General features: G+C 58.8%; 20 protein-coding genes. 11 read left to right on the forward strand and 9 right to left on the reverse strand.

Annotation, left to right across the window (positions count from 1 at the left end; genetic code table 11):
• The first annotated feature begins 48 nt into the window (after nt 1-48).
• Together EIY71_RS01885 and EIY71_RS01890 are read left to right on the forward strand one after the other, a co-directional pair.
• A complete protein-coding gene (locus tag EIY71_RS01885) occupies nt 49-1584 on the forward strand; it encodes an EAL domain-containing protein (protein WP_129973255.1) in 1536 nt (511 codons plus the stop codon).
• Between the two features lie 234 nt (nt 1585-1818).
• Entirely contained in the window at nt 1819-2184 is a 366-nt protein-coding gene (locus tag EIY71_RS01890; protein ID WP_011334329.1) for a histone-like nucleoid-structuring protein, MvaT/MvaU family, read from the forward strand.
• A gap of 207 nt (nt 2185-2391) precedes the next feature.
• Here the strand turns inward: EIY71_RS01890 and EIY71_RS01895 are convergent, their stop codons facing one another.
• Nucleotides 2392-2910, reverse strand: coding sequence for a DUF4946 domain-containing protein (locus EIY71_RS01895; protein WP_102688036.1), 519 nt, complete (start codon nt 2908-2910; stop codon nt 2392-2394).
• Between the two features lie 142 nt (nt 2911-3052).
• Between EIY71_RS01895 and gloA the strand changes: the two genes are divergently transcribed.
• Nucleotides 3053-3574, forward strand: coding sequence for a lactoylglutathione lyase (gene gloA / locus EIY71_RS01900; protein ID WP_134020234.1), 522 nt, complete (start codon nt 3053-3055; stop codon nt 3572-3574).
• Nucleotides 3575-3656: 82 nt separating this feature from the next.
• On the opposite strand, the gene ahpF is transcribed toward gloA, so the two are convergent.
• From ahpF to EIY71_RS01915, 3 genes are all read right to left on the reverse strand, one after another.
• Nucleotides 3657-5219, reverse strand: a complete 1563-nt coding sequence (ahpF, locus tag EIY71_RS01905; protein WP_102688035.1) for an alkyl hydroperoxide reductase subunit F — start codon at nt 5217-5219, stop codon at nt 3657-3659.
• A 130-nt stretch (nt 5220-5349) separates the two neighbouring features.
• On the reverse strand, nt 5350-5913 hold the full coding sequence (gene ahpC / locus EIY71_RS01910) for an alkyl hydroperoxide reductase subunit C (RefSeq protein WP_134020237.1): 564 nt from the start codon (nt 5911-5913) through the stop codon (nt 5350-5352).
• 136 nt (nt 5914-6049) lie between these two features.
• Complete coding sequence (locus tag EIY71_RS01915; RefSeq protein ID WP_129973257.1) at nt 6050-6988, reverse strand: site-specific integrase; 939 nt, start codon at nt 6986-6988, stop codon at nt 6050-6052.
• A gap of 177 nt (nt 6989-7165) precedes the next feature.
• On the opposite strand from EIY71_RS01915, the gene EIY71_RS01920 reads away from it, so the two are divergent.
• Nucleotides 7166-8170 carry a DNA-binding protein gene (locus tag EIY71_RS01920; protein WP_102688033.1) on the forward strand — a complete coding sequence of 335 codons (1005 nt, stop codon included), beginning with the start codon at nt 7166-7168 and terminating at the stop codon, nt 8168-8170.
• Here EIY71_RS01920 and gorA read toward each other — a convergent pair.
• Entirely contained in the window at nt 8167-9525 is a 1359-nt protein-coding gene (gene gorA / locus EIY71_RS01925) for a glutathione-disulfide reductase (RefSeq protein ID WP_134020240.1), read from the reverse strand. The genes EIY71_RS01920 and gorA overlap by 4 nt on opposite strands.
• 129 nt (nt 9526-9654) lie before the next feature.
• The gene (galU, locus tag EIY71_RS01930; RefSeq protein WP_007912230.1) at nt 9655-10494 is read right to left on the reverse strand and encodes a UTP--glucose-1-phosphate uridylyltransferase GalU; all 840 of its coding nucleotides are present in this window, start codon (nt 10492-10494) and stop codon (nt 9655-9657) included.
• A gap of 247 nt (nt 10495-10741) precedes the next feature.
• Here galU and EIY71_RS01935 point away from each other — a divergent pair, with 247 nt between their 5' ends.
• Both EIY71_RS01935 and EIY71_RS01940 read left to right on the forward strand, forming a co-directional pair.
• The gene (locus EIY71_RS01935) at nt 10742-10930 is read left to right on the forward strand and encodes a hypothetical protein (RefSeq protein WP_134020243.1); all 189 of its coding nucleotides are present in this window, start codon (nt 10742-10744) and stop codon (nt 10928-10930) included.
• Nucleotides 10931-11071: 141 nt separating this feature from the next.
• Entirely contained in the window at nt 11072-11368 is a 297-nt protein-coding gene (locus EIY71_RS01940) for a hypothetical protein (RefSeq protein WP_085745536.1), read from the forward strand.
• Between the two features lie 2 nt (nt 11369-11370).
• Here EIY71_RS01940 and EIY71_RS01945 read toward each other — a convergent pair whose 3' ends face one another.
• Both EIY71_RS01945 and EIY71_RS01950 read right to left on the reverse strand, forming a co-directional pair.
• Nucleotides 11371-11601 (reverse strand): hypothetical protein, encoded by a 231-nt coding sequence (locus EIY71_RS01945; protein WP_011334337.1) that lies wholly within the window; start codon nt 11599-11601, stop codon nt 11371-11373.
• Nucleotides 11602-11673: 72 nt separating this feature from the next.
• Nucleotides 11674-12030, reverse strand: coding sequence for a hypothetical protein (locus tag EIY71_RS01950; RefSeq protein ID WP_085745535.1), 357 nt, complete (start codon nt 12028-12030; stop codon nt 11674-11676).
• 211 nt (nt 12031-12241) lie between these two features.
• On the opposite strand from EIY71_RS01950, the gene EIY71_RS01955 reads away from it, so the two are divergent.
• The 5 genes from EIY71_RS01955 to ada all read left to right on the forward strand — a co-directional run bounded on the left by EIY71_RS01955 (nt 12242) and on the right by ada (nt 15383).
• Nucleotides 12242-12544 carry a DUF1883 domain-containing protein gene (locus tag EIY71_RS01955; protein ID WP_007958929.1) on the forward strand — a complete coding sequence of 101 codons (303 nt, stop codon included), beginning with the start codon at nt 12242-12244 and terminating at the stop codon, nt 12542-12544.
• Nucleotides 12545-12578: 34 nt separating this feature from the next.
• Entirely contained in the window at nt 12579-12749 is a 171-nt protein-coding gene (locus tag EIY71_RS28510) for a hypothetical protein (RefSeq protein ID WP_166673412.1), read from the forward strand.
• 90 nt (nt 12750-12839) lie between these two features.
• On the forward strand, nt 12840-13553 hold the full coding sequence (locus EIY71_RS01960) for a 2OG-Fe(II) oxygenase (RefSeq protein WP_102688030.1): 714 nt from the start codon (nt 12840-12842) through the stop codon (nt 13551-13553).
• A gap of 5 nt (nt 13554-13558) precedes the next feature.
• On the forward strand, nt 13559-14221 hold the full coding sequence (alkB, locus tag EIY71_RS01965) for a DNA oxidative demethylase AlkB (protein WP_372239277.1): 663 nt from the start codon (nt 13559-13561) through the stop codon (nt 14219-14221).
• Between the two features lie 88 nt (nt 14222-14309).
• Nucleotides 14310-15383: a bifunctional DNA-binding transcriptional regulator/O6-methylguanine-DNA methyltransferase Ada gene (gene ada, locus EIY71_RS01970; RefSeq protein WP_134020249.1), complete on the forward strand. Its 1074-nt coding sequence runs from the start codon at nt 14310-14312 to the stop codon at nt 15381-15383.
• Here ada and EIY71_RS01975 read toward each other — a convergent pair whose 3' ends face one another.
• Nucleotides 15384-16367, reverse strand: coding sequence for an MDR family oxidoreductase (locus EIY71_RS01975; RefSeq protein WP_134020252.1), 984 nt, complete (start codon nt 16365-16367; stop codon nt 15384-15386).
• Between the last annotated feature and the right edge of the window lie 50 nt (nt 16368-16417).

Consider the following 16417-nt stretch of genomic DNA (forward strand, 5'->3'; position numbering starts at 1 on the left):
GCTTCGCCTGCCATCAAGAGCCCCACTCCACCGCGACAGGATGCGCCCATGCCACTGACCGTCAGGCCCCGCCGCAAGCGCAGCACCCGGATTATCGTGACATTGCTGTGCGGCTTGCTGCCGATCGTACTCGGCAGCGTGATTCTTTATATGCAGGCCGGACGCGCCCTTCAGCAGAGTTCGCAACACACCGCCGATGAAGCCCTGCGGCAGTTCGAACTGATGCTCGACAACACTGCCCAGGCCGCCCGGGAGTTGCTGCCGCTGGCCGGCCAGACCTGCGAGACGGTTAAACTGGCCCTGCGCGAACAAGTCACCCGCCGCCCGTTTGTGCGCTCGACCAATCTGGTGTGGGACGACAACCTCTATTGCAGTTCGCTGTTCGGCGACTTCAAGGAAGTCGTGAATCCCGGCGACTACGCCCAAGGCAAGTTGTGGCTCATGAACGGCAACCCGGTGACGCCAAACACCGCGCTGCTGGTGTATCGCCTGAGCGAGGGACGCGGTGGCGCACTGAGCACGCTGGACGGCTATCACCTGAGCAACATCCTGCGCCTGATCGGCCGGCACACGTTGTTGTTGCTGCAAGTCGGCAACAACTGGCTCTCCGCCGACGGCAAAGTGCATCAGGGCGCCCTGCCCGCGTTGCCCGTGGCGCAAAGTATCTTGCACTCATCACACTATGCATTCTCGGTGACAGCGGCTTTTCCGGAAGGCGAAACCTGGCGCTACATGAAAGACGAGTATCCGCCGCTGTTCAGTCTGCTGATGTTCTTCGGCGCCGTATCAGGAACGATCGGCTACATCGTTCAGAAGCGCTCCACCTCGCCCAGCCATGAAATGCTTCGGGCATTGGAAGCAGGTGAATTCATTCCCTATTTTCAACCGGTGGTGCACGGCGACAGCAAACGCTGGTCGGGCGCGGAAGTGCTGATGCGCTGGAAACATCCCAAGGAGGGGCTGGTGCGTCCGGACCTGTTCATTCCCTTTGCCGAACACTCCGGGTTGATCGTGCCGATGACCCGCGCCTTGATGCAACAAACGGCTGTTGTGCTGGGGCCGCTGTCATCGACCTTTACCGCGCCCTTCCACATCGGCATCAACATCACCGCCAGCCACTGCCACGATCTGGAGCTGGTTGAAGATTGCCGTGAATTTTTGTCAGCGTTCCAGCCTGGCAGCATCAGCCTGGTACTGGAGCTGACCGAACGCGAGCTGATCGAGCCGTCCGACATCACCCATCAACTGTTCGCGCAACTGCGCGCAATGGGCGTGAAGATCGCGATTGACGACTTTGGCACCGGTCATTCAAGCCTCGGCTATTTGAGGACCTTCAATGTCGACTTCCTCAAGATCGATCAGACATTCGTGGCCATGATCGATAAAGATGCCCTGTCGCGGCACATTCTGGACACCATCATCGAGCTTTCTACCAAACTGGATCTGGGCATCGTGGCCGAAGGTGTGGAGACGCAAGCCCAGTGTGATTATCTGGCCGCTCACCATGTCAACTTTCTGCAAGGTTACCTTTTCGGCAAACCGATGCCGGCTGCAGACTTCATCGAAGCATTAACTCATCATTAACTTGGCGGGATAAATCCAGACTCGCCGACAGCGCGCACCAAATTGATACAAAACAGCGTTGTTGTTACATGAAGAAAAAGTCAGGATTTACTCTTGTCGCATTAACTACTACAATTTTTCTTACCTGTTGCAAGATGGGCAGGTGAGCCATTATCACCGAGTCGCTTCAAGGCTCTTGGCTTATAGCTTTGTTTGCGGTTGGTATCAGCCAAACACACTATTGGAGTAAAGATATTGTCCAGACTCGCTGAATTTCGTGCAGCTGAAAAGGCCCTTCAGGAACAGCTCAAGCAGCTGGAATCGCTGAAGAACGATGCCGGGCTCAAGAAAGAAATCGAATTCGAAGAAAAGCTCCAGGGGCTGATGAAAACCTACGGCAAAGGCCTGAAAGACATCATCGCCATTCTCGATCCGAACCCGGCGAAATCCGGTCTGCAATCGACCGCCGCACCTAAAACCCGCCGCGCTCGCGTGGTCAAGGTCTATCAGAACCCGCACACCGGCGAGCTGATCGAGACCAAGGGTGGCAACCATCGCGGCCTGAAGGCCTGGAAGGAACAATACGGTGCAGCTACCGTTGATTCCTGGTTGCGCGGTTAATCCCTCGCAAACATGAAAGCCCTGCATATGCAGGGCTTTTTTTTGGACAATATTTAACAAATACAACGATTTTTCTGGCGGGAAAGTTGAGTCTCAAACCGCTCTCGCACTGAAACTATGCTTCCGAATGTTGCCCCGTTAGCCGGAGATTAACTTTATGTTTAATCAGTTCCGGTATCTAACACAAGGCCGACCACGAACAGACGACTAGAATTTCAAGCTGTTTCGCGCAGCCACTATGTCGTCGCCGCTCGCCTTATAAACCTCTGCCTGCCCTGCATACGAAAGTACGTAAGCCTTATCCGCTTCGACCGCTGCAACCAATGTTTGCGACAACACGTGGCGGCCGTTTTCAGTCACCGTACAAGTGGTTTCAAGCGCGGTCAGCGAGCCCAGCGTACTCGCGTGAACCTTGTTGCAGACACTCTGATAACCGCTCTGGAAAAAGTCTTTCTGAACCGACTTGCGCATCTCCAGCAACACGCCCTGCAAGTTGACCTGATGGCCGCTTTCCACGTGGGTCATCGTCAACTCCATCACCATCACCTGATTGCCATCGGCGTCAGTCTTTACCGCGCGCTGACGGGAGACTTCAGGGGAGGTTTCGGGCAGCGCCTCGACTTCCCAGCCAGCCGGCCAGGTGATGCTCGGCGCCTCGGCAAAGGCAGGCAGAGCAAGCAGGGAAAAACCCAGGAAAACGAACAGCGATTTGAACGGTCGGATCATTACCAGAGGCACTCGCGGATTGAGCCGTAAAGTCTGAGGCCCGCCCGCTCACAGGGCAAGCCCGCGCTTTCGGTTTGGCGATGCTGCCAGGCATGCGTATCATTGCGCCCATTCACTCGCCCCAATTTGTTACGGAGGGCCCATGAGCCTGCAAGAACTGAACACCTTCCCTGGCGTCACCGCCACCCCGGACAGCGCAACCCGCAACTTCGTGTTCAACCACACCATGCTGCGCGTCAAAGACATCACCAAGTCGCTGGACTTCTACACCCGTGTATTGGGTTTCTCGCTGGTAGAGAAGCGTGATTTTCCGGAAGCTGAATTCAGCCTGTACTTCCTCGCCCTGGTCGACAAATCGCAGATCCCGGCCGACGCCGCTGCCCGCACCGAGTGGATGAAGTCGATTCCCGGCATCCTGGAACTGACCCACAACCACGGCACCGAAAACGACGCGGACTTTGCCTACCACAACGGCAACACCGACCCGCGTGGCTTCGGCCACATCTGCATCTCGGTACCGGACATCGTCGCTGCCTGCGCACGCTTTGAAGAACTGGGCTGCGACTTCCAGAAGCGCCTGACCGATGGCCGCATGAAGAGTCTGGCGTTCATCAAGGATCCGGATGGCTACTGGGTCGAGATCATCCAGCCGGCACTGCTGTAAAGCTGAACCTGGCTAGAAAGCACCCCCGCAAAGAAAAACCCCCATCATCACTGATGGGGGTTTTCTTTTTCAGGCCCGGGATTTACGCCGGAGCCGAAGTGCGGATCAGGTGATCGAAAGCGCTGAGAGAAGCCTTGGCGCCCTCGCCCACTGCAATCACGATCTGCTTGTACGGCACGGTGGTCACGTCACCGGCAGCGAAGATGCCGGGGATCGAGGTTTCACCGCGGTTGTCGACGATGATCTCGCCGCGCGGCGACAGCTCGATGGTGCCTTTGAGCCAATCAGTGTTAGGCAGCAGACCGATCTGCACGAAGATCCCTTCCAGCTCGACCGTGCGCAGCTCGTCAGTATTGCGATCCTTGTAGCGCAGGCCGTTGACCTTCTGGCCGTCGCCGGTGACTTCAGTGGTCAACGCACTGGTGATCACGGTGACGTTCGGCAGACTGTGCAGCTTGCGTTGCAATACGGCGTCGGCGCGCAGCTGAACGTCGAACTCCAGCAGGGTCACGTGGGAGACGATACCCGCCAGGTCGATGGCCGCTTCGACGCCGGAGTTACCGCCGCCAATCACCGCCACACGCTTGCCTTTGAACAGCGGGCCGTCGCAGTGCGGGCAGTACGCCACGCCTTTGTTGCGGTACTCCTGCTCGCCCGGCACGTTCATTTCACGCCACCGTGCACCGGTCGCCAGAATCACGCTCTTGGCCTTGAGGGTCGCGCCGCTGGCAAAGCGGACTTCATGCAGCTCGCCATTCTTGCCGGGGATCAGCTTGTCGGCGCGTTGCAGGTTCATGATGTCGACGTCGTACTGCTTGACGTGTTCTTCCAGCGCGGTCGCCAGTTTCGGGCCTTCGGTTTCCTGCACGGAAATGAAGTTCTCGATGGCCATGGTGTCCAGCACCTGACCGCCGAAGCGCTCGGCTGCAACACCGGTGCGAATGCCTTTACGTGCGGCGTAGATCGCCGCGGAAGCACCCGCCGGGCCACCGCCGACTACCAGCACATCAAAAGACTCTTTGGCGCTGATTTTCTCGGCCTGACGCTCGATGGCGCCGGTGTCGAGTTTGGCGAGGATTTCTTCCAGGCCCATGCGGCCCTGGCCGAAGTTTTCGCCGTTGAGGTAGATGCTCGGCACGGCCATGATCTTGCGATCATTGACTTCGTCCTGGAACAGCGCGCCGTCGATGGCGACGTGGCGGATGTTCGGGTTCAGCACGGCCATCAGGTTCAGCGCCTGAACGACGTCCGGGCAGTTCTGGCAGGACAGCGAGAAGTAAGTCTCGAAGTTGAAGTCGCCCTTGAGCGAGCGGATCTGTTCGATCACTTCGACACTGGCCTTCGAAGGGTGGCCGCCGACTTGCAGCAGGGCCAGCACCAACGAAGTGAATTCATGGCCCATCGGGATACCGGCGAAACGCAGGCTGATATCGGCACCCGGGCGGTTGATCGAGAACGACGGCTTGCGTGCATCGTCGCCGCTGTCGATCAAGGTAATTTGGTGCGAAAGACTGGCAACGTCTTTCAGCAGATCGAGCATTTCACGGGATTTCGCACCGTCGTCGAGTGAAGCAACGATCTCGATCGGCTGGGTGACCCGTTCCAGGTACGATTTCAACTGGGCTTTAAGATTGGCGTCCAACATACGGGCGATCTCCTGACTTTATTTGAGGCGAAAAAAAGCCCGAGCGAATCTCGCCCGGGCTTTTCTATTGGGCGGTGCAGCTTACTTAAGTAGGTGCGGAATCCCGCCCTGCATTGCGTGTGTCACAGACTTAGATCTTGCCGACCAGGTCCAGGGACGGAGCCAGAGTGGCCTCGCCGTCTTTCCACTTGGCCGGGCAAACTTCGCCTGGGTGAGCAGCGACGTACTGAGCAGCCTTGATTTTGCGCAGCAGCTCGGAAGCGTCACGGCCAACGCCGCCATCGTTCAGTTCAACGATTTTGATTTGGCCTTCAGGGTTGATCACGAAGGTGCCACGGTCAGCCAGACCAGCTTCTTCGATCAGCACGTCGAAGTTGCGGGAGATGACCTGAGTCGGGTCGCCGATCATGGTGTATTGGATTTTGCCGATGGCTGGCGAAGTGTTGTGCCAGGCAGCGTGGGCAAAGTGGGTGTCGGTCGAAACGCTGTAGATCTCTACGCCCAGTTTCTGGAAGGCGGCGTAGTTGTCAGCCAGGTCTTCGAGCTCGGTTGGGCAAACGAAAGTGAAGTCGGCCGGGTAGAAGAACACTACGGACCATTTGCCTTTCAGGTCAGCGTCCGAGACTTGTACGAAGTCGCCGTTTTTGAACGCGGTAGCTTTGAACGGTTTTACTTGGCTGTTGATGATAGGCATTGATGACTCTCCGTCAGGGTTGTGAATTCGATGGGTGAATCCTACCCAGTCACTCGACGGATGGCTCATTGGCAAACCTGATGCTGCTGATTTGTTTTCGCTATTAGCGGACTGTATTAATAGAAGAAAACGATATCTACGGCGACAGCGGCTTATCCGTAATCCGGGCCATCCCGTGAAAGGGGCTCGCTTCAACATAGCGCATGGCAGACTTCATATCCTTCCAGCCCACGTAACTCATCAACGATTTGAGATCCCAGCCGCTTTGGTGGGCCCATGTTGCGAAGCCGCGTCGCAGGGAATGGCTGGTGTAGCGCTCGGCGGAGATCCCGGCGCGCTCCAGGGCCTGGCGCAGCAACGGAATCACGCTGTTGGCGTGCAAGCCCTCCTCGCTCAGATTGCCCCAGCGGTCGACGGCGCGGAACACCGGGCCCCGTACCAGCGCCGCTTCAGTGATCCATTCGATATAGGCCTGCACCGGACATAGCTTGAGCAACGCCGGAGCCTGATAGGTCTGGCCGAGGTTTTCCCGATCACCCTTGCTGCGGGGCAGGTACAGGGTGATGCCGCTGCCGGCGTGCGCCTGCACATGCTCGATCTGCACACGACACAATTCATCGCTGCGAAAGCCACGCCAGAAGCCCAGCAGGATCAACGCGCGGTCGCGGCAAGCTCTTAGCAGCAGCGGCCGGTCCTGTTGTTCCCGGGCGTCTTTCATTTCCTGCTCAAGCCAGGCAACTGTCTGTTCAAGGTCGCGCAGCTGCAATGGCTCGGCCTGCTTTTCCTGCGCGGGATGCAGGGCGCGAATGCCCTTGAACACTTTGCGCACCACCGGCGACTTGGTGGGATCGGCGAAGCCCTGACTGTTGTGCCACTGCGCCAGCGCCGACAGACGCAACTTCAGCGTGTTGACCGACAACACGCCCGCATGCGCCACCAGATACCGCGCGATGCTGTCCGCTGTCGCGGGCAGGAACCCACCCCATACCGTTTCGAAATGCTCGACGGCCGCACGATAGCTGCGACGGGTGTTGTCACGGGTGGCGGCTTGCAGGTAGCGATCGATATCGCTCATGGGCTGATTTTCTCGTGGCGTACTGAGGGTTTGTGCGGAAACGGATTTTAGGGGTTTCACATGGGGTAATACCAGTATATCCCGCCCGTTTATCGGTGCTTGTTTCACTTTATTTTCAACATGGTACACTGTGTACTTTAGTGGCATGTACCACAGTACGAAATGTTAGGAGCAGATATGGCCCGTGGCGGCGTTAACAAAGCAGTAGTTCAGATCGCGCGCACAGCGATCCTCGCCCGTGGCGAACACCCCAGCATCGACGCAGTACGCATCGAGCTGGGTAATACGGGTTCCAAAACCACGATTCATCGCTACCTGAAGGAGCTGGATGACGGCAGCGAACCGGCCGATCCTTCAGCAGAACCCATCGATGACGAGCTGCTGGCACTCGTCACGCGCCTTGCCCAACGCCTGAAAGAACAGGCGCAGGAGCCGATTGATCAGGCGCGCGAGCAGTACGAGCAACAGCGTCAGGCACTGGAGGACGAGCTGAATCAGCTTCGTCAGGATCACGCGCAACTGGAGAAGAAGCACGACATTCAGGCCGCCGCGCTGGCCAAGGAATCCGAAGCCTTGAGCGATACCCGCTCGATGCTGCAGACCGAGCAGACTCGCAATGCCGGACTGAATCAGGCGCTGGCCGATTTTGAATTGCGCTTGCAGGACAAGGATGAGCAGATCCGCTCGCTGGAAGAAAAACACCTGCACGCCCGCGATGCACTTGAGCACTACCGCAACGCCATCAAGGAACAGCGCGAGCAGGAGCAGAGCCGTCACGAAAGCCAGGTGCAGCAGTTGCAGATGGAGTTGCGTCAGGCGCAACAAAGTGCGCTGGTACGTCAGGACGAGATCACCCAGCTGCACCGCGACAACGAGCGCCTGCTGACCGAAAATCGCGGCACCGTGCGTGAACTGAGCTTGGTGCAGGATCAGCTCAAGCACAGCAATCAGCGTCAGGATCAATTGCTGGAGCAAGCGTCCCGCGTCGACAGCGAACGCACCCTCCTCCAGGAACGCCTGCGCGTGGCGTTGCTGGAAAGCCAGACGCTCAAGCAAAACGTCGACGAACAGTCGCAGCTCAATCAGTCACTGGAAAAGGAATTGACCAAGGCGCAAGACAGTCTGCGCCTGGCCACCACCGTTGCGGCAGCGCCAGACGCAGCAGAACCGAAAAAGACTTAAGCGCCGACCGGCGTACGCATGGTGACAAATTCTTCGGCCGCCGTCGGGTGCACCCCGATGGTGTCGTCGAAGTCACGCTTGGTGGCGCCAGCCTTCAACGCGATTGCCAGACCTTGCACGATCTCGCCAGCATCCGGCCCGACCATGTGACAGCCCAGCACCTTGTCGGACTTGCCATCGACCACCAGCTTCATCAGCGTGCGCTCCTGGCAGTCAGTCAGGGTCAGCTTCATCGGCCGGAAGCGGCTTTCGTAGATCACCACGTCATGACCCGCGTCCCGCGCCTCTTCTTCGGTCAGGCCGACGGTGCCGATGTTCGGCAGACTGAACACTGCTGTCGGGATCATCTTGTAATCCACTGGGCGGTATTGCTCAGGTTTGAACAGACGCCGTGCCACTGCCATGCCTTCAGCCAGCGCCACTGGCGTCAACTGCACACGACCGATGACATCGCCCAGCGCCAGAATTGACGGCTCGGTGGTTTGATATTGCTCGTCGACTTTGATGAAACCCTTGTCGTCTAGCTGCACATCGGTATTTTCCAGCCCCAGGTTGTCCAGCATCGGACGCCGACCGGTGGCGTAGAACACACAATCCGCTTCCAGCACGCGACCATCCTTGAGGGTGGCCTTCAGGCTGCCGTCGGATTGCTTGTCGATGCGGGCAATGTCGGCATTGAATTGCAGATCCAGACCGCGCTTGGTCAGCTCTTCCTTCAGATGATTACGCACCGAACCGTCGAAACCACGGAGGAACAGATCCCCGCGATACAACAACGTCGTGTTGGCGCCCAGGCCATGGAAAATCCCGGCAAATTCGACGGCGATGTAACCGCCGCCGACGACCAGGACGCGCTTGGGCAGTTCTTTGAGGAAGAACGCCTGGTTCGAGCTGATCGCATGCTCATGCCCCGGAATCTCCGGGATCTGCGGCCAGCCACCGGTGGCGATCAGAATATTCTTCGCGGTGTAGCGCTCGCCGTTGACCTCAACTTCGTGCGGACCAACGATTTTCGCGTGGGCTTCATGCAGCGTCACACCGCTATTAACCAGCAGATTGCGATAAATGCCGTTCAGGCGATTGATCTCGCGATCCTTGTTGGCAATCAGCGTGGCCCAATCGAAATCCGCCTCGCCCAGGCTCCAGCCAAAACCCGAGGACTGTTCGAAGTCTTCGGCAAAGTGGGCGCCGTACACCAACAGTTTTTTCGGTACGCAACCGACGTTGACGCAAGTACCACCCAGATAACGGCTCTCGGCCACCGCCACTTTCGCACCAAACCCGGCAGCAAAACGCGCAGCCCGCACACCGCCGGAACCGGCACCAATCACATAAAGGTCAAAATCGTAGGCCATTTCTATCTCCTCGGCAGGCGATCAGCATACCCGCCGTCGTCCGTTGGGCAAGCACTCCTGCCGATATAGGGGCGGAAAATGAAAAAGCCACCCGAAGGTGGCTTTTTCGTACAGGCAGATCAGGCTTTATCAGTAAGCCTTGCCAGTCTTGTAGAAGTTCTCGAAGCAGAAGTTGGTTGCTTCGATGTAGCCTTCAGCACCACCGCAGTCGAAACGCTTGCCCTTGAACTTGTAGGCCATTACGCAGCCGTTCTGGGCTTGTTTCATCAGGGCGTCGGTGATCTGGATTTCACCGCCCTTGCCTGGCTCGGTCTGTTCGATCAGGTCGAAGATGTCCGGGGTCAGGATGTAGCGGCCGATGATCGCCAGGTTCGACGGCGCGTCTTCCGGCTTTGGCTTCTCGACCATGCTGTGTACGCGATAGATGTCGTCGCGGATCATTTCGCCAGCAATCACGCCGTACTTGCTGGTTTCCTGCGGATCGACTTCCTGGATGGCAATGATCGAGCAGCGGAACTGCTTGTACAGCTTGACCATCTGGGTCAATACGCCGTCGCCTTCGAGGTTGACGCAAAGGTCGTCCGCCAGCACCACAGCGAACGGTTCGTCACCGATCAATGGGCGACCGGTCAGGATCGCGTGACCCAGGCCTTTCATTTCGGTCTGACGAGTGTAGGAAAACGAGCACTCGTCCAACAACTTGCGGATACCGACCAGGTATTTTTCCTTGTCGGTGCCCTTGATCTGGTTTTCCAGCTCGTAGCTGATGTCGAAGTGGTCTTCCAGGGCGCGCTTGCCACGGCCGGTCACGATGGAGATTTCAGTCAGACCAGCGTCCAGAGCTTCTTCGACGCCGTACTGGATCAGTGGCTTGTTTACCACCGGCAGCATTTCTTTGGGCATGGCCTTCGTCGCTGGGAGGAAGCGAGTACCGTAACCGGCTGCTGGGAACAAGCATTTCTTGATCATATAAGTCCTTGAAAGGGCTGTGTGTACGAGTTTCGGCGCAGTCTAATCAGGCGGCGTGCACCTTACAATGCCCCGCACTGGCTAACCGATGTCAACATAGAGAAATAATCTGGCAGATAGTTCAATCCGCACACGGAGGCTGCGCATTCAGCGTAGCCCAAATATGCCGCAACACCGCATCGACCTGCGCCCGTTCGCCGATTTACCGTTATCATGACGCCTTTGAACCAGCCAACGAGGCCGCTAGATGTCCGCAGCAAAAATCATCAATGGGTACACCGTCGCCAAGGCGAAAGATGGCCAGTGGCGAATCACCGCCGCCAACGGCGAAGATGTGTCCGGTCCGTTGCCCACTGAAGCGATGGCGATTGAAGTGGCCGCGGTGCTTGATTACACGCCTCCTTCACCGAAGCGTCGCGGCAAGGATCAAGACTGATCGACGACTGCAAATCACGGCCCTGCCTTCGCGCAGGGCTTTTTTTTGGGCTTCGCACAAAGAACTGGCCAATCGCTATAACCTTTTCATGTCGGCGCTGTCATAGCGTCTAGCCCTCTCCCTCTCGAAGACGACATCGCCATGATCAACCGCCCCTGCATCAACTTCCTGCCCTTGATTGCGCTCGTGGCTCTGGCCGGTTGCGCTACCTCGCAGACCACCTACCTGAACAACGGCGAACAAGGGTTGAGCATCGACTGTTCCGGTGAAGCCAATTCCTGGGCCACCTGCTATGAAAAGGCTGACGCGTCCTGCGCCGGAACCGGCTACCGCATCGTCGGGACCGACGGCACACCGGCGCCCAAGGAAGACGACAAGACACTGGGCGTCGACGTCGGCAACTACAAAAACCGCAGCGTGGTGGTCGTGTGTAAATAGCCTTACATATGAATTTCGGCGAACTTGATCCCCAGCCCGCGCACGACCTCGATCAGGTCGTCGAGCCGGTTGAAGGACTCGACTTCGTCGTTATCGTCGACCAGGAAGTAACTGCGGCCGGCGCTCTTCTTGAAAAACACGATCCACTCCCCCGGATTCGCCGGGTTCTGGATCACATGGGTCGCCGCAATGAGCCCTTCCTTGTGTCGCTCCCGCACCTGCTCTCTCTTCATTCACCTCTCCAGAAATGACAATGCCGCCACAGCAACGCTGTGACGGCATCAATGCTGACTGCTGACAGTCTATCAGCCGGAAATACAGGCCGTGGCGGCTTTGCGCACATCCCAGGGGCGCAGCGGCACATTGGACATTCGCTCATGCAGCTTGATGCTGCTGCCGCCGGAGCGATCCTCGATGTCAAATACCGCGGCCGGACCCGATCCCAGCTTGCCTGGAACGATGACCCGAACCTCATCCTTGTGTCGCTCGACCTGCAAGGCACCCCGGCTGTCGGACAGCTTTTCGGCCAGGCACTCAGCATATTCATGGGGTTTCTTGCCGGAAATGACGTTCATGGTTGGCAGCGTTTCATTGATTTCCGAAACGCTTGCGCAACCACCCATTGCCAATGCCAACGGCAGAATCACCACACCCCATTTCATACAAAACCTCCAATAAAGACCCTCCGACAGCACGAATGCCGTTTTTCTCCGAGGCTCACTGCATTTAACCCACATCAAATCGTGAATATCTGTTTTTAATTGTCAAAGCGGCGCCCGACGGCCGGATAATAACCCGTCCGGGCTGATAAACTGCGCCAATCGACAATGCTATCGTTTTGATTTTGTAGAAAAAGCCCTTCTGGAGGCGCCCATGAAATTCATTCACCAGCGCGAGCACCTCAACGAAGACGACATCGTCGTCATCCAATGCTCGCAAACCTGCAACATCCGCTTGATGAACGACGCCAACTTCCGCAGCTTCAAAAATGGCGGCCGTCACACCTATCACGGCGGCGCTTTCGACACGTTCCCGGCCCGTATCACCGCGCCGAGCACCGGTTTCTGGAACATCACCATCGACACCGTCAACCGCCGCGCGATCAGCGTGACTCGCAAACCGACCTTGACGCACTCGATCAAGATCATTCGCCGCTCGAGCTCCAAACTCAGCTGAGCGGTTCCGCCAACGCAGACAGGTAAGCATCAACGTGGCCCAAACGACCAAATACGTGATCAAGTACAAACTCAACGGTGAGCGCCGTTTCGAGTTCGCCCAGCTGGAAAATGGCACGCCGGAAGAAGCCAAAGCTGCACTGGATGCTCTGCACGGCCAGAGCGACGATGTGATCAGCGACATCCGCGTCAGCAAGGCCCTGTAAGACCCGGACGAAATTCGACCGCAAGCGGCGGAGTGTTGCGGCCGGGTGGACGACCCAGACTGATACCTGAATGTACGCCAAGGAATCAGCATGTCACCCTCACCCGCCTCCCCGCTCGATGCGCTCGACTGGATCGCCCTGGAGCAGCAACTGGATCAGGACGGTTGTGCTGTCATCCGCACGCTGCTGCGCCCGGACACCTGTGATCGGTTGAGTGCGCTTTACCCGCACAGCGAACCGTTTCGGTCCCAGGTCATCATGGCTCGCCACGGTTTCGGGCGCGGGGAATACAAATACCTGCGCTATCCGCTTCCGCCCGCTGTGGAACGCCTACGCAGCGCGCTTTACCCGCGACTCGTGCCACTGGCCAACCGCTGGCATGAACGAATGGGCCTGCCAGCGCGCTTTCCAGAGCAACACCGCGAGTTTCTCGAGCGCTGCCACGCCGCCGGTCAACTGCGACCCACCCCGCTCTTGCTGCAATACGGCCCGCAGGACTACAACTGTCTGCATCAGGACCTGTACGGCGAACATGTCTTTCCGCTACAAGTGGCGATTCTTCTGTCAGAACCTGGCGAAGACTTCACCGGCGGTGAGTTCGTCATGACCGAACAGCGTCCGAGAATGCAGTCCCGGCCGCTGGTAATGGACCTGAGAAAAGGCGATGCGCTGATCTTTGCCGTCAACCAGCGCCCGGTCAAAGGCGTGCGCGGCGACTATCGGGTGACCATGCGCCACGGTGTCAGCCGACTGCACAGCGGAACACGGCATACTCTGGGCATCATCTTCCACGACGCGACCTGACGATCATGCAAACCACCTTCGATCTGTTCGCCGACACAGAATCCGAGCAACCCCGGCGCGCCGAACAGATCGGCGAGCAGTCCTGGGTGCTGCGCGGGTTTGCCCTGCCGCAAATCGAGCAATTGTTGCCGGCCCTGGAATCGATCATCGCCTGCGCCCCGTTGCGCCACATGATGACGCCCGGGGGCTTCAGCATGTCGGTGGCCACCAGCAGTTGCGGCTTACTGGGCTGGATCACCGATCGGAGCGGCTACCGCTATTCATCCGAAGATCCCGTGAGCCACCAACCCTGGCCAGCCATGCCCGAAGTGTTTCGCGAGCTGGCCCAGGCCGCAGCGAAACGCGCCGGATTTGCCGACTTCATGCCGGATTCCTGCCTGATCAATCGTTATGTCCCAGGCGCGAAGATGTCGTTGCATCAGGACAAAGACGAAAATGCCTACGACGCGCCGATCGTTTCTTTGTCATTGGGCTTGCCGGCAACGTTCCTGTTTGGCGGTTTCGCACGCGGCGACAGGAGCCAGAAAATCTCGCTGCTGCACGGCGACATGGTGATCTGGGGCGGCGTAGACCGGCTGCGCTATCACGGCATCCTGCCGATCAAGCCTGGCCGGCACCCGCGCCTGGGAGAACAACGCTTCAACCTCACGTTTCGCACCGCCGGATAATCCTGCAAAGTTTGACCGCAAGGGTCGGAGTGTTCCGGCCGGTGGCACTGGTTAACCTGAAATTCAACAGGTCAACGGACTCTCCATCATGAAAACGCTTTCCACCTCGCTGAACACTGAAGACGATCCACGCTGGGCCGCTGTCGTCGCACGCGACCCTCGGGCGGACGGCCAGTTTGTCTATGCCGTGAAAACCACCGGCATCTATTGCCGCCCCAGCAGCCTGGCGCGCTTGCCGAAACCGCAGAACGTCGAGTTCTTCGATACCGCCGAGGACGCCGAAGCCGCGGGCTATCGCCCCAGCAAACGGGCGAGCAAGGATCAGACCGAAGTCGCCGCGCAGCATACCGCCACTGTCGCGGCAGCCTGTCGCCAGATCGAGGCTTCGGACAGCCTGCCGGCGCTCAACGATCTTGCCGAAACCGCCGGTCTGAGCGCCTTTCACTTTCATCGTGTCTTCAAGGCCGCAACCGGCCTGACGCCAAAGGGCTATGCCGCCGCGCATCGCTCGCGCCGGGTTCGTCAGCGTCTGGCCGACGGCGGCTCGGTGACCGAAGCGCTGTATGACGCCGGCTTCAATTCCAACAGCCGTTTCTACGAGGCGGCCGATCAGGTGCTGGGCATGAAACCCGGCGACTTCCGGGCTGCCGGCCAGAACAACGACATCCGCTTCGCTGTCGGCCAGTGCTCGCTCGGCGCCATTCTGGTGGCACAGAGCGAGCGCGGGATCTGCGCGATTCTGCTGGGCGACGATCCGCACCAATTGGTGTGCGACCTGCAGGACCAGTTTCGCCGGGCAAATCTGATCGGCGCCGATGCCGAGTTCGAGCAACTGATCGCGCGCGTCGTCGGCTTCATCGAGGCGCCTGCCATCGGACTGGATTTGCCGCTGGATGTGCGCGGCACAGCATTTCAGGAACGGGTGTGGCAGGCGCTGTGCGAAATACCGGTCGGCAGCACCGCCAGCTACGCGGACATCGCCCTGCGAATCGGTTCACCAAAAGCCGTGCGCGCAGTGGCCCAAGCTTGCGGCGCCAACAGCCTCGCGGTGGCCATTCCGTGCCACCGCGTGGTGCGCAGCGACGGCAATCTCAGCGGCTACCGCTGGGGCGTGGAGCGCAAGCGTGAATTGCTCGAGCGTGAAGGCAAACCCCGACAGTAATCAGCGATTCACATCAACGACAACCCGCCCCCGGAGCTGCCCCGCCAGCAACTTCGGTGCCGCGTCGATAGCTTCGCCAAGGCCGATTTCATGGCTGATCAGCGGCAACAGGGCAAAATCCAGATCCTTCGCCAAGCGATCCCAAGCCTCGATGCGGCGCGCCTTGGGTTGGGTCACGCTATTGATCCCGGCCAGCGTCACGCCACGCAGAATGAACGGCGCCACGGATGCCGGAAAATCCATGCCCTGAGCCAGACCGCACGCAGCCACGGTGCCTTCGGCCCGGGTGCTGGCACAGGCATTGGCGAGCGTGTGGCTGCCGACCGAATCGATGACGCCCGCCCAGCGCTCCTTGGCCAGCGGCTTGCCGGGTTCGGACAGGGTGGCGCGATCAATGATTTCACTGGCACCCAGTTGTTTCAGGTATTCGTGTTCCGACACCCGACCGGTCGAAGCGACCACGCGGTAGCCCAGCTTGCTCAGCAATGCGATGGCAAAACTGCCGACGCCGCCGTTGGCCCCCGTCACCAGCACTTCGCCCTGTTGCGGGGTCACGCCGTTGCGCTCCAGCGCCATGATGCACAGCATCGCCGTATAACCGGCTGTGCCGATGGCCATGGCTTGCGCGGCGGTAAATGCCTTGGGCAGCGGAATCAGCCAGTCACCGTTCAATCGCGCTTTTTGCGCCAGACCGCCCCAGTGGTTTTCACCGACGCCCCAGCCGTTGAGCAGAACCGCATCGCCAACCTTGTAGTCCGGGTGCGAGCTGACTTCAACGGTACCCGCCAGATCGATCCCCGGCACCATCGGAAACTTGCGCACCACCGGGCTACTGCCGGTGATCGCCAGGCCGTCCTTGAAGTTCAGCGTGCTGTACGCGACGCGAACCGTCACATCGCCCTCGGGCAACTGCTCGTCGTTGATCTCATGCAGGTTGGCGCGATAACCGCTGTCGTCTTTGTCGATCAAAATGCCTTTGAACATGACTGCCTCTCACGGGTGGAATTCAGGATGTCGAGGCATTGGAATACCAC

The organism is Pseudomonas sp. CH235, assembly GCF_004368175.1.
Lineage (GTDB): Bacteria > Pseudomonadota > Gammaproteobacteria > Pseudomonadales > Pseudomonadaceae > Aquipseudomonas > Aquipseudomonas paraglycinae.

What these genes read in the sequence shown, in the direction of transcription:
- EIY71_RS01975 (WP_134020252.1), bottom strand. Translation starts at nt 16,367, where the DNA reads ATGTTCAAAGGCATTTTGATCGACAAAGACGACAGCGGTTATCGCGCC.
- EIY71_RS01940 (WP_085745536.1), top strand. Translation starts at nt 11,072, where the DNA reads ATGATCAACCGCCCCTGCATCAACTTCCTGCCCTTGATTGCGCTCGTG.
- ahpF (WP_102688035.1), bottom strand. Translation starts at nt 5,219, where the DNA reads ATGTTGGACGCCAATCTTAAAGCCCAGTTGAAATCGTACCTGGAACGG.
- ahpC (WP_134020237.1), bottom strand. Translation starts at nt 5,913, where the DNA reads ATGCCTATCATCAACAGCCAAGTAAAACCGTTCAAAGCTACCGCGTTC.
- EIY71_RS01915 (WP_129973257.1), bottom strand. Translation starts at nt 6,988, where the DNA reads ATGAGCGATATCGATCGCTACCTGCAAGCCGCCACCCGTGACAACACC.
- EIY71_RS01950 (WP_085745535.1), bottom strand. Translation starts at nt 12,030, where the DNA reads ATGAAATGGGGTGTGGTGATTCTGCCGTTGGCATTGGCAATGGGTGGT.
- ada (WP_134020249.1), top strand. Translation starts at nt 14,310, where the DNA reads ATGAAAACGCTTTCCACCTCGCTGAACACTGAAGACGATCCACGCTGG.
- EIY71_RS01920 (WP_102688033.1), top strand. Translation starts at nt 7,166, where the DNA reads ATGGCCCGTGGCGGCGTTAACAAAGCAGTAGTTCAGATCGCGCGCACA.
- alkB (WP_372239277.1), top strand. Translation starts at nt 13,559, where the DNA reads ATGCAAACCACCTTCGATCTGTTCGCCGACACAGAATCCGAGCAACCC.
- EIY71_RS01960 (WP_102688030.1), top strand. Translation starts at nt 12,840, where the DNA reads ATGTCACCCTCACCCGCCTCCCCGCTCGATGCGCTCGACTGGATCGCC.
- galU (WP_007912230.1), bottom strand. Translation starts at nt 10,494, where the DNA reads ATGATCAAGAAATGCTTGTTCCCAGCAGCCGGTTACGGTACTCGCTTC.
- EIY71_RS01955 (WP_007958929.1), top strand. Translation starts at nt 12,242, where the DNA reads ATGAAATTCATTCACCAGCGCGAGCACCTCAACGAAGACGACATCGTC.
- gorA (WP_134020240.1), bottom strand. Translation starts at nt 9,525, where the DNA reads ATGGCCTACGATTTTGACCTTTATGTGATTGGTGCCGGTTCCGGCGGT.
- EIY71_RS01935 (WP_134020243.1), top strand. Translation starts at nt 10,742, where the DNA reads ATGTCCGCAGCAAAAATCATCAATGGGTACACCGTCGCCAAGGCGAAA.
- gloA (WP_134020234.1), top strand. Translation starts at nt 3,053, where the DNA reads ATGAGCCTGCAAGAACTGAACACCTTCCCTGGCGTCACCGCCACCCCG.
- EIY71_RS01895 (WP_102688036.1), bottom strand. Translation starts at nt 2,910, where the DNA reads ATGATCCGACCGTTCAAATCGCTGTTCGTTTTCCTGGGTTTTTCCCTG.
- EIY71_RS01945 (WP_011334337.1), bottom strand. Translation starts at nt 11,601, where the DNA reads ATGAAGAGAGAGCAGGTGCGGGAGCGACACAAGGAAGGGCTCATTGCG.
- EIY71_RS01885 (WP_129973255.1), top strand. Translation starts at nt 49, where the DNA reads ATGCCACTGACCGTCAGGCCCCGCCGCAAGCGCAGCACCCGGATTATC.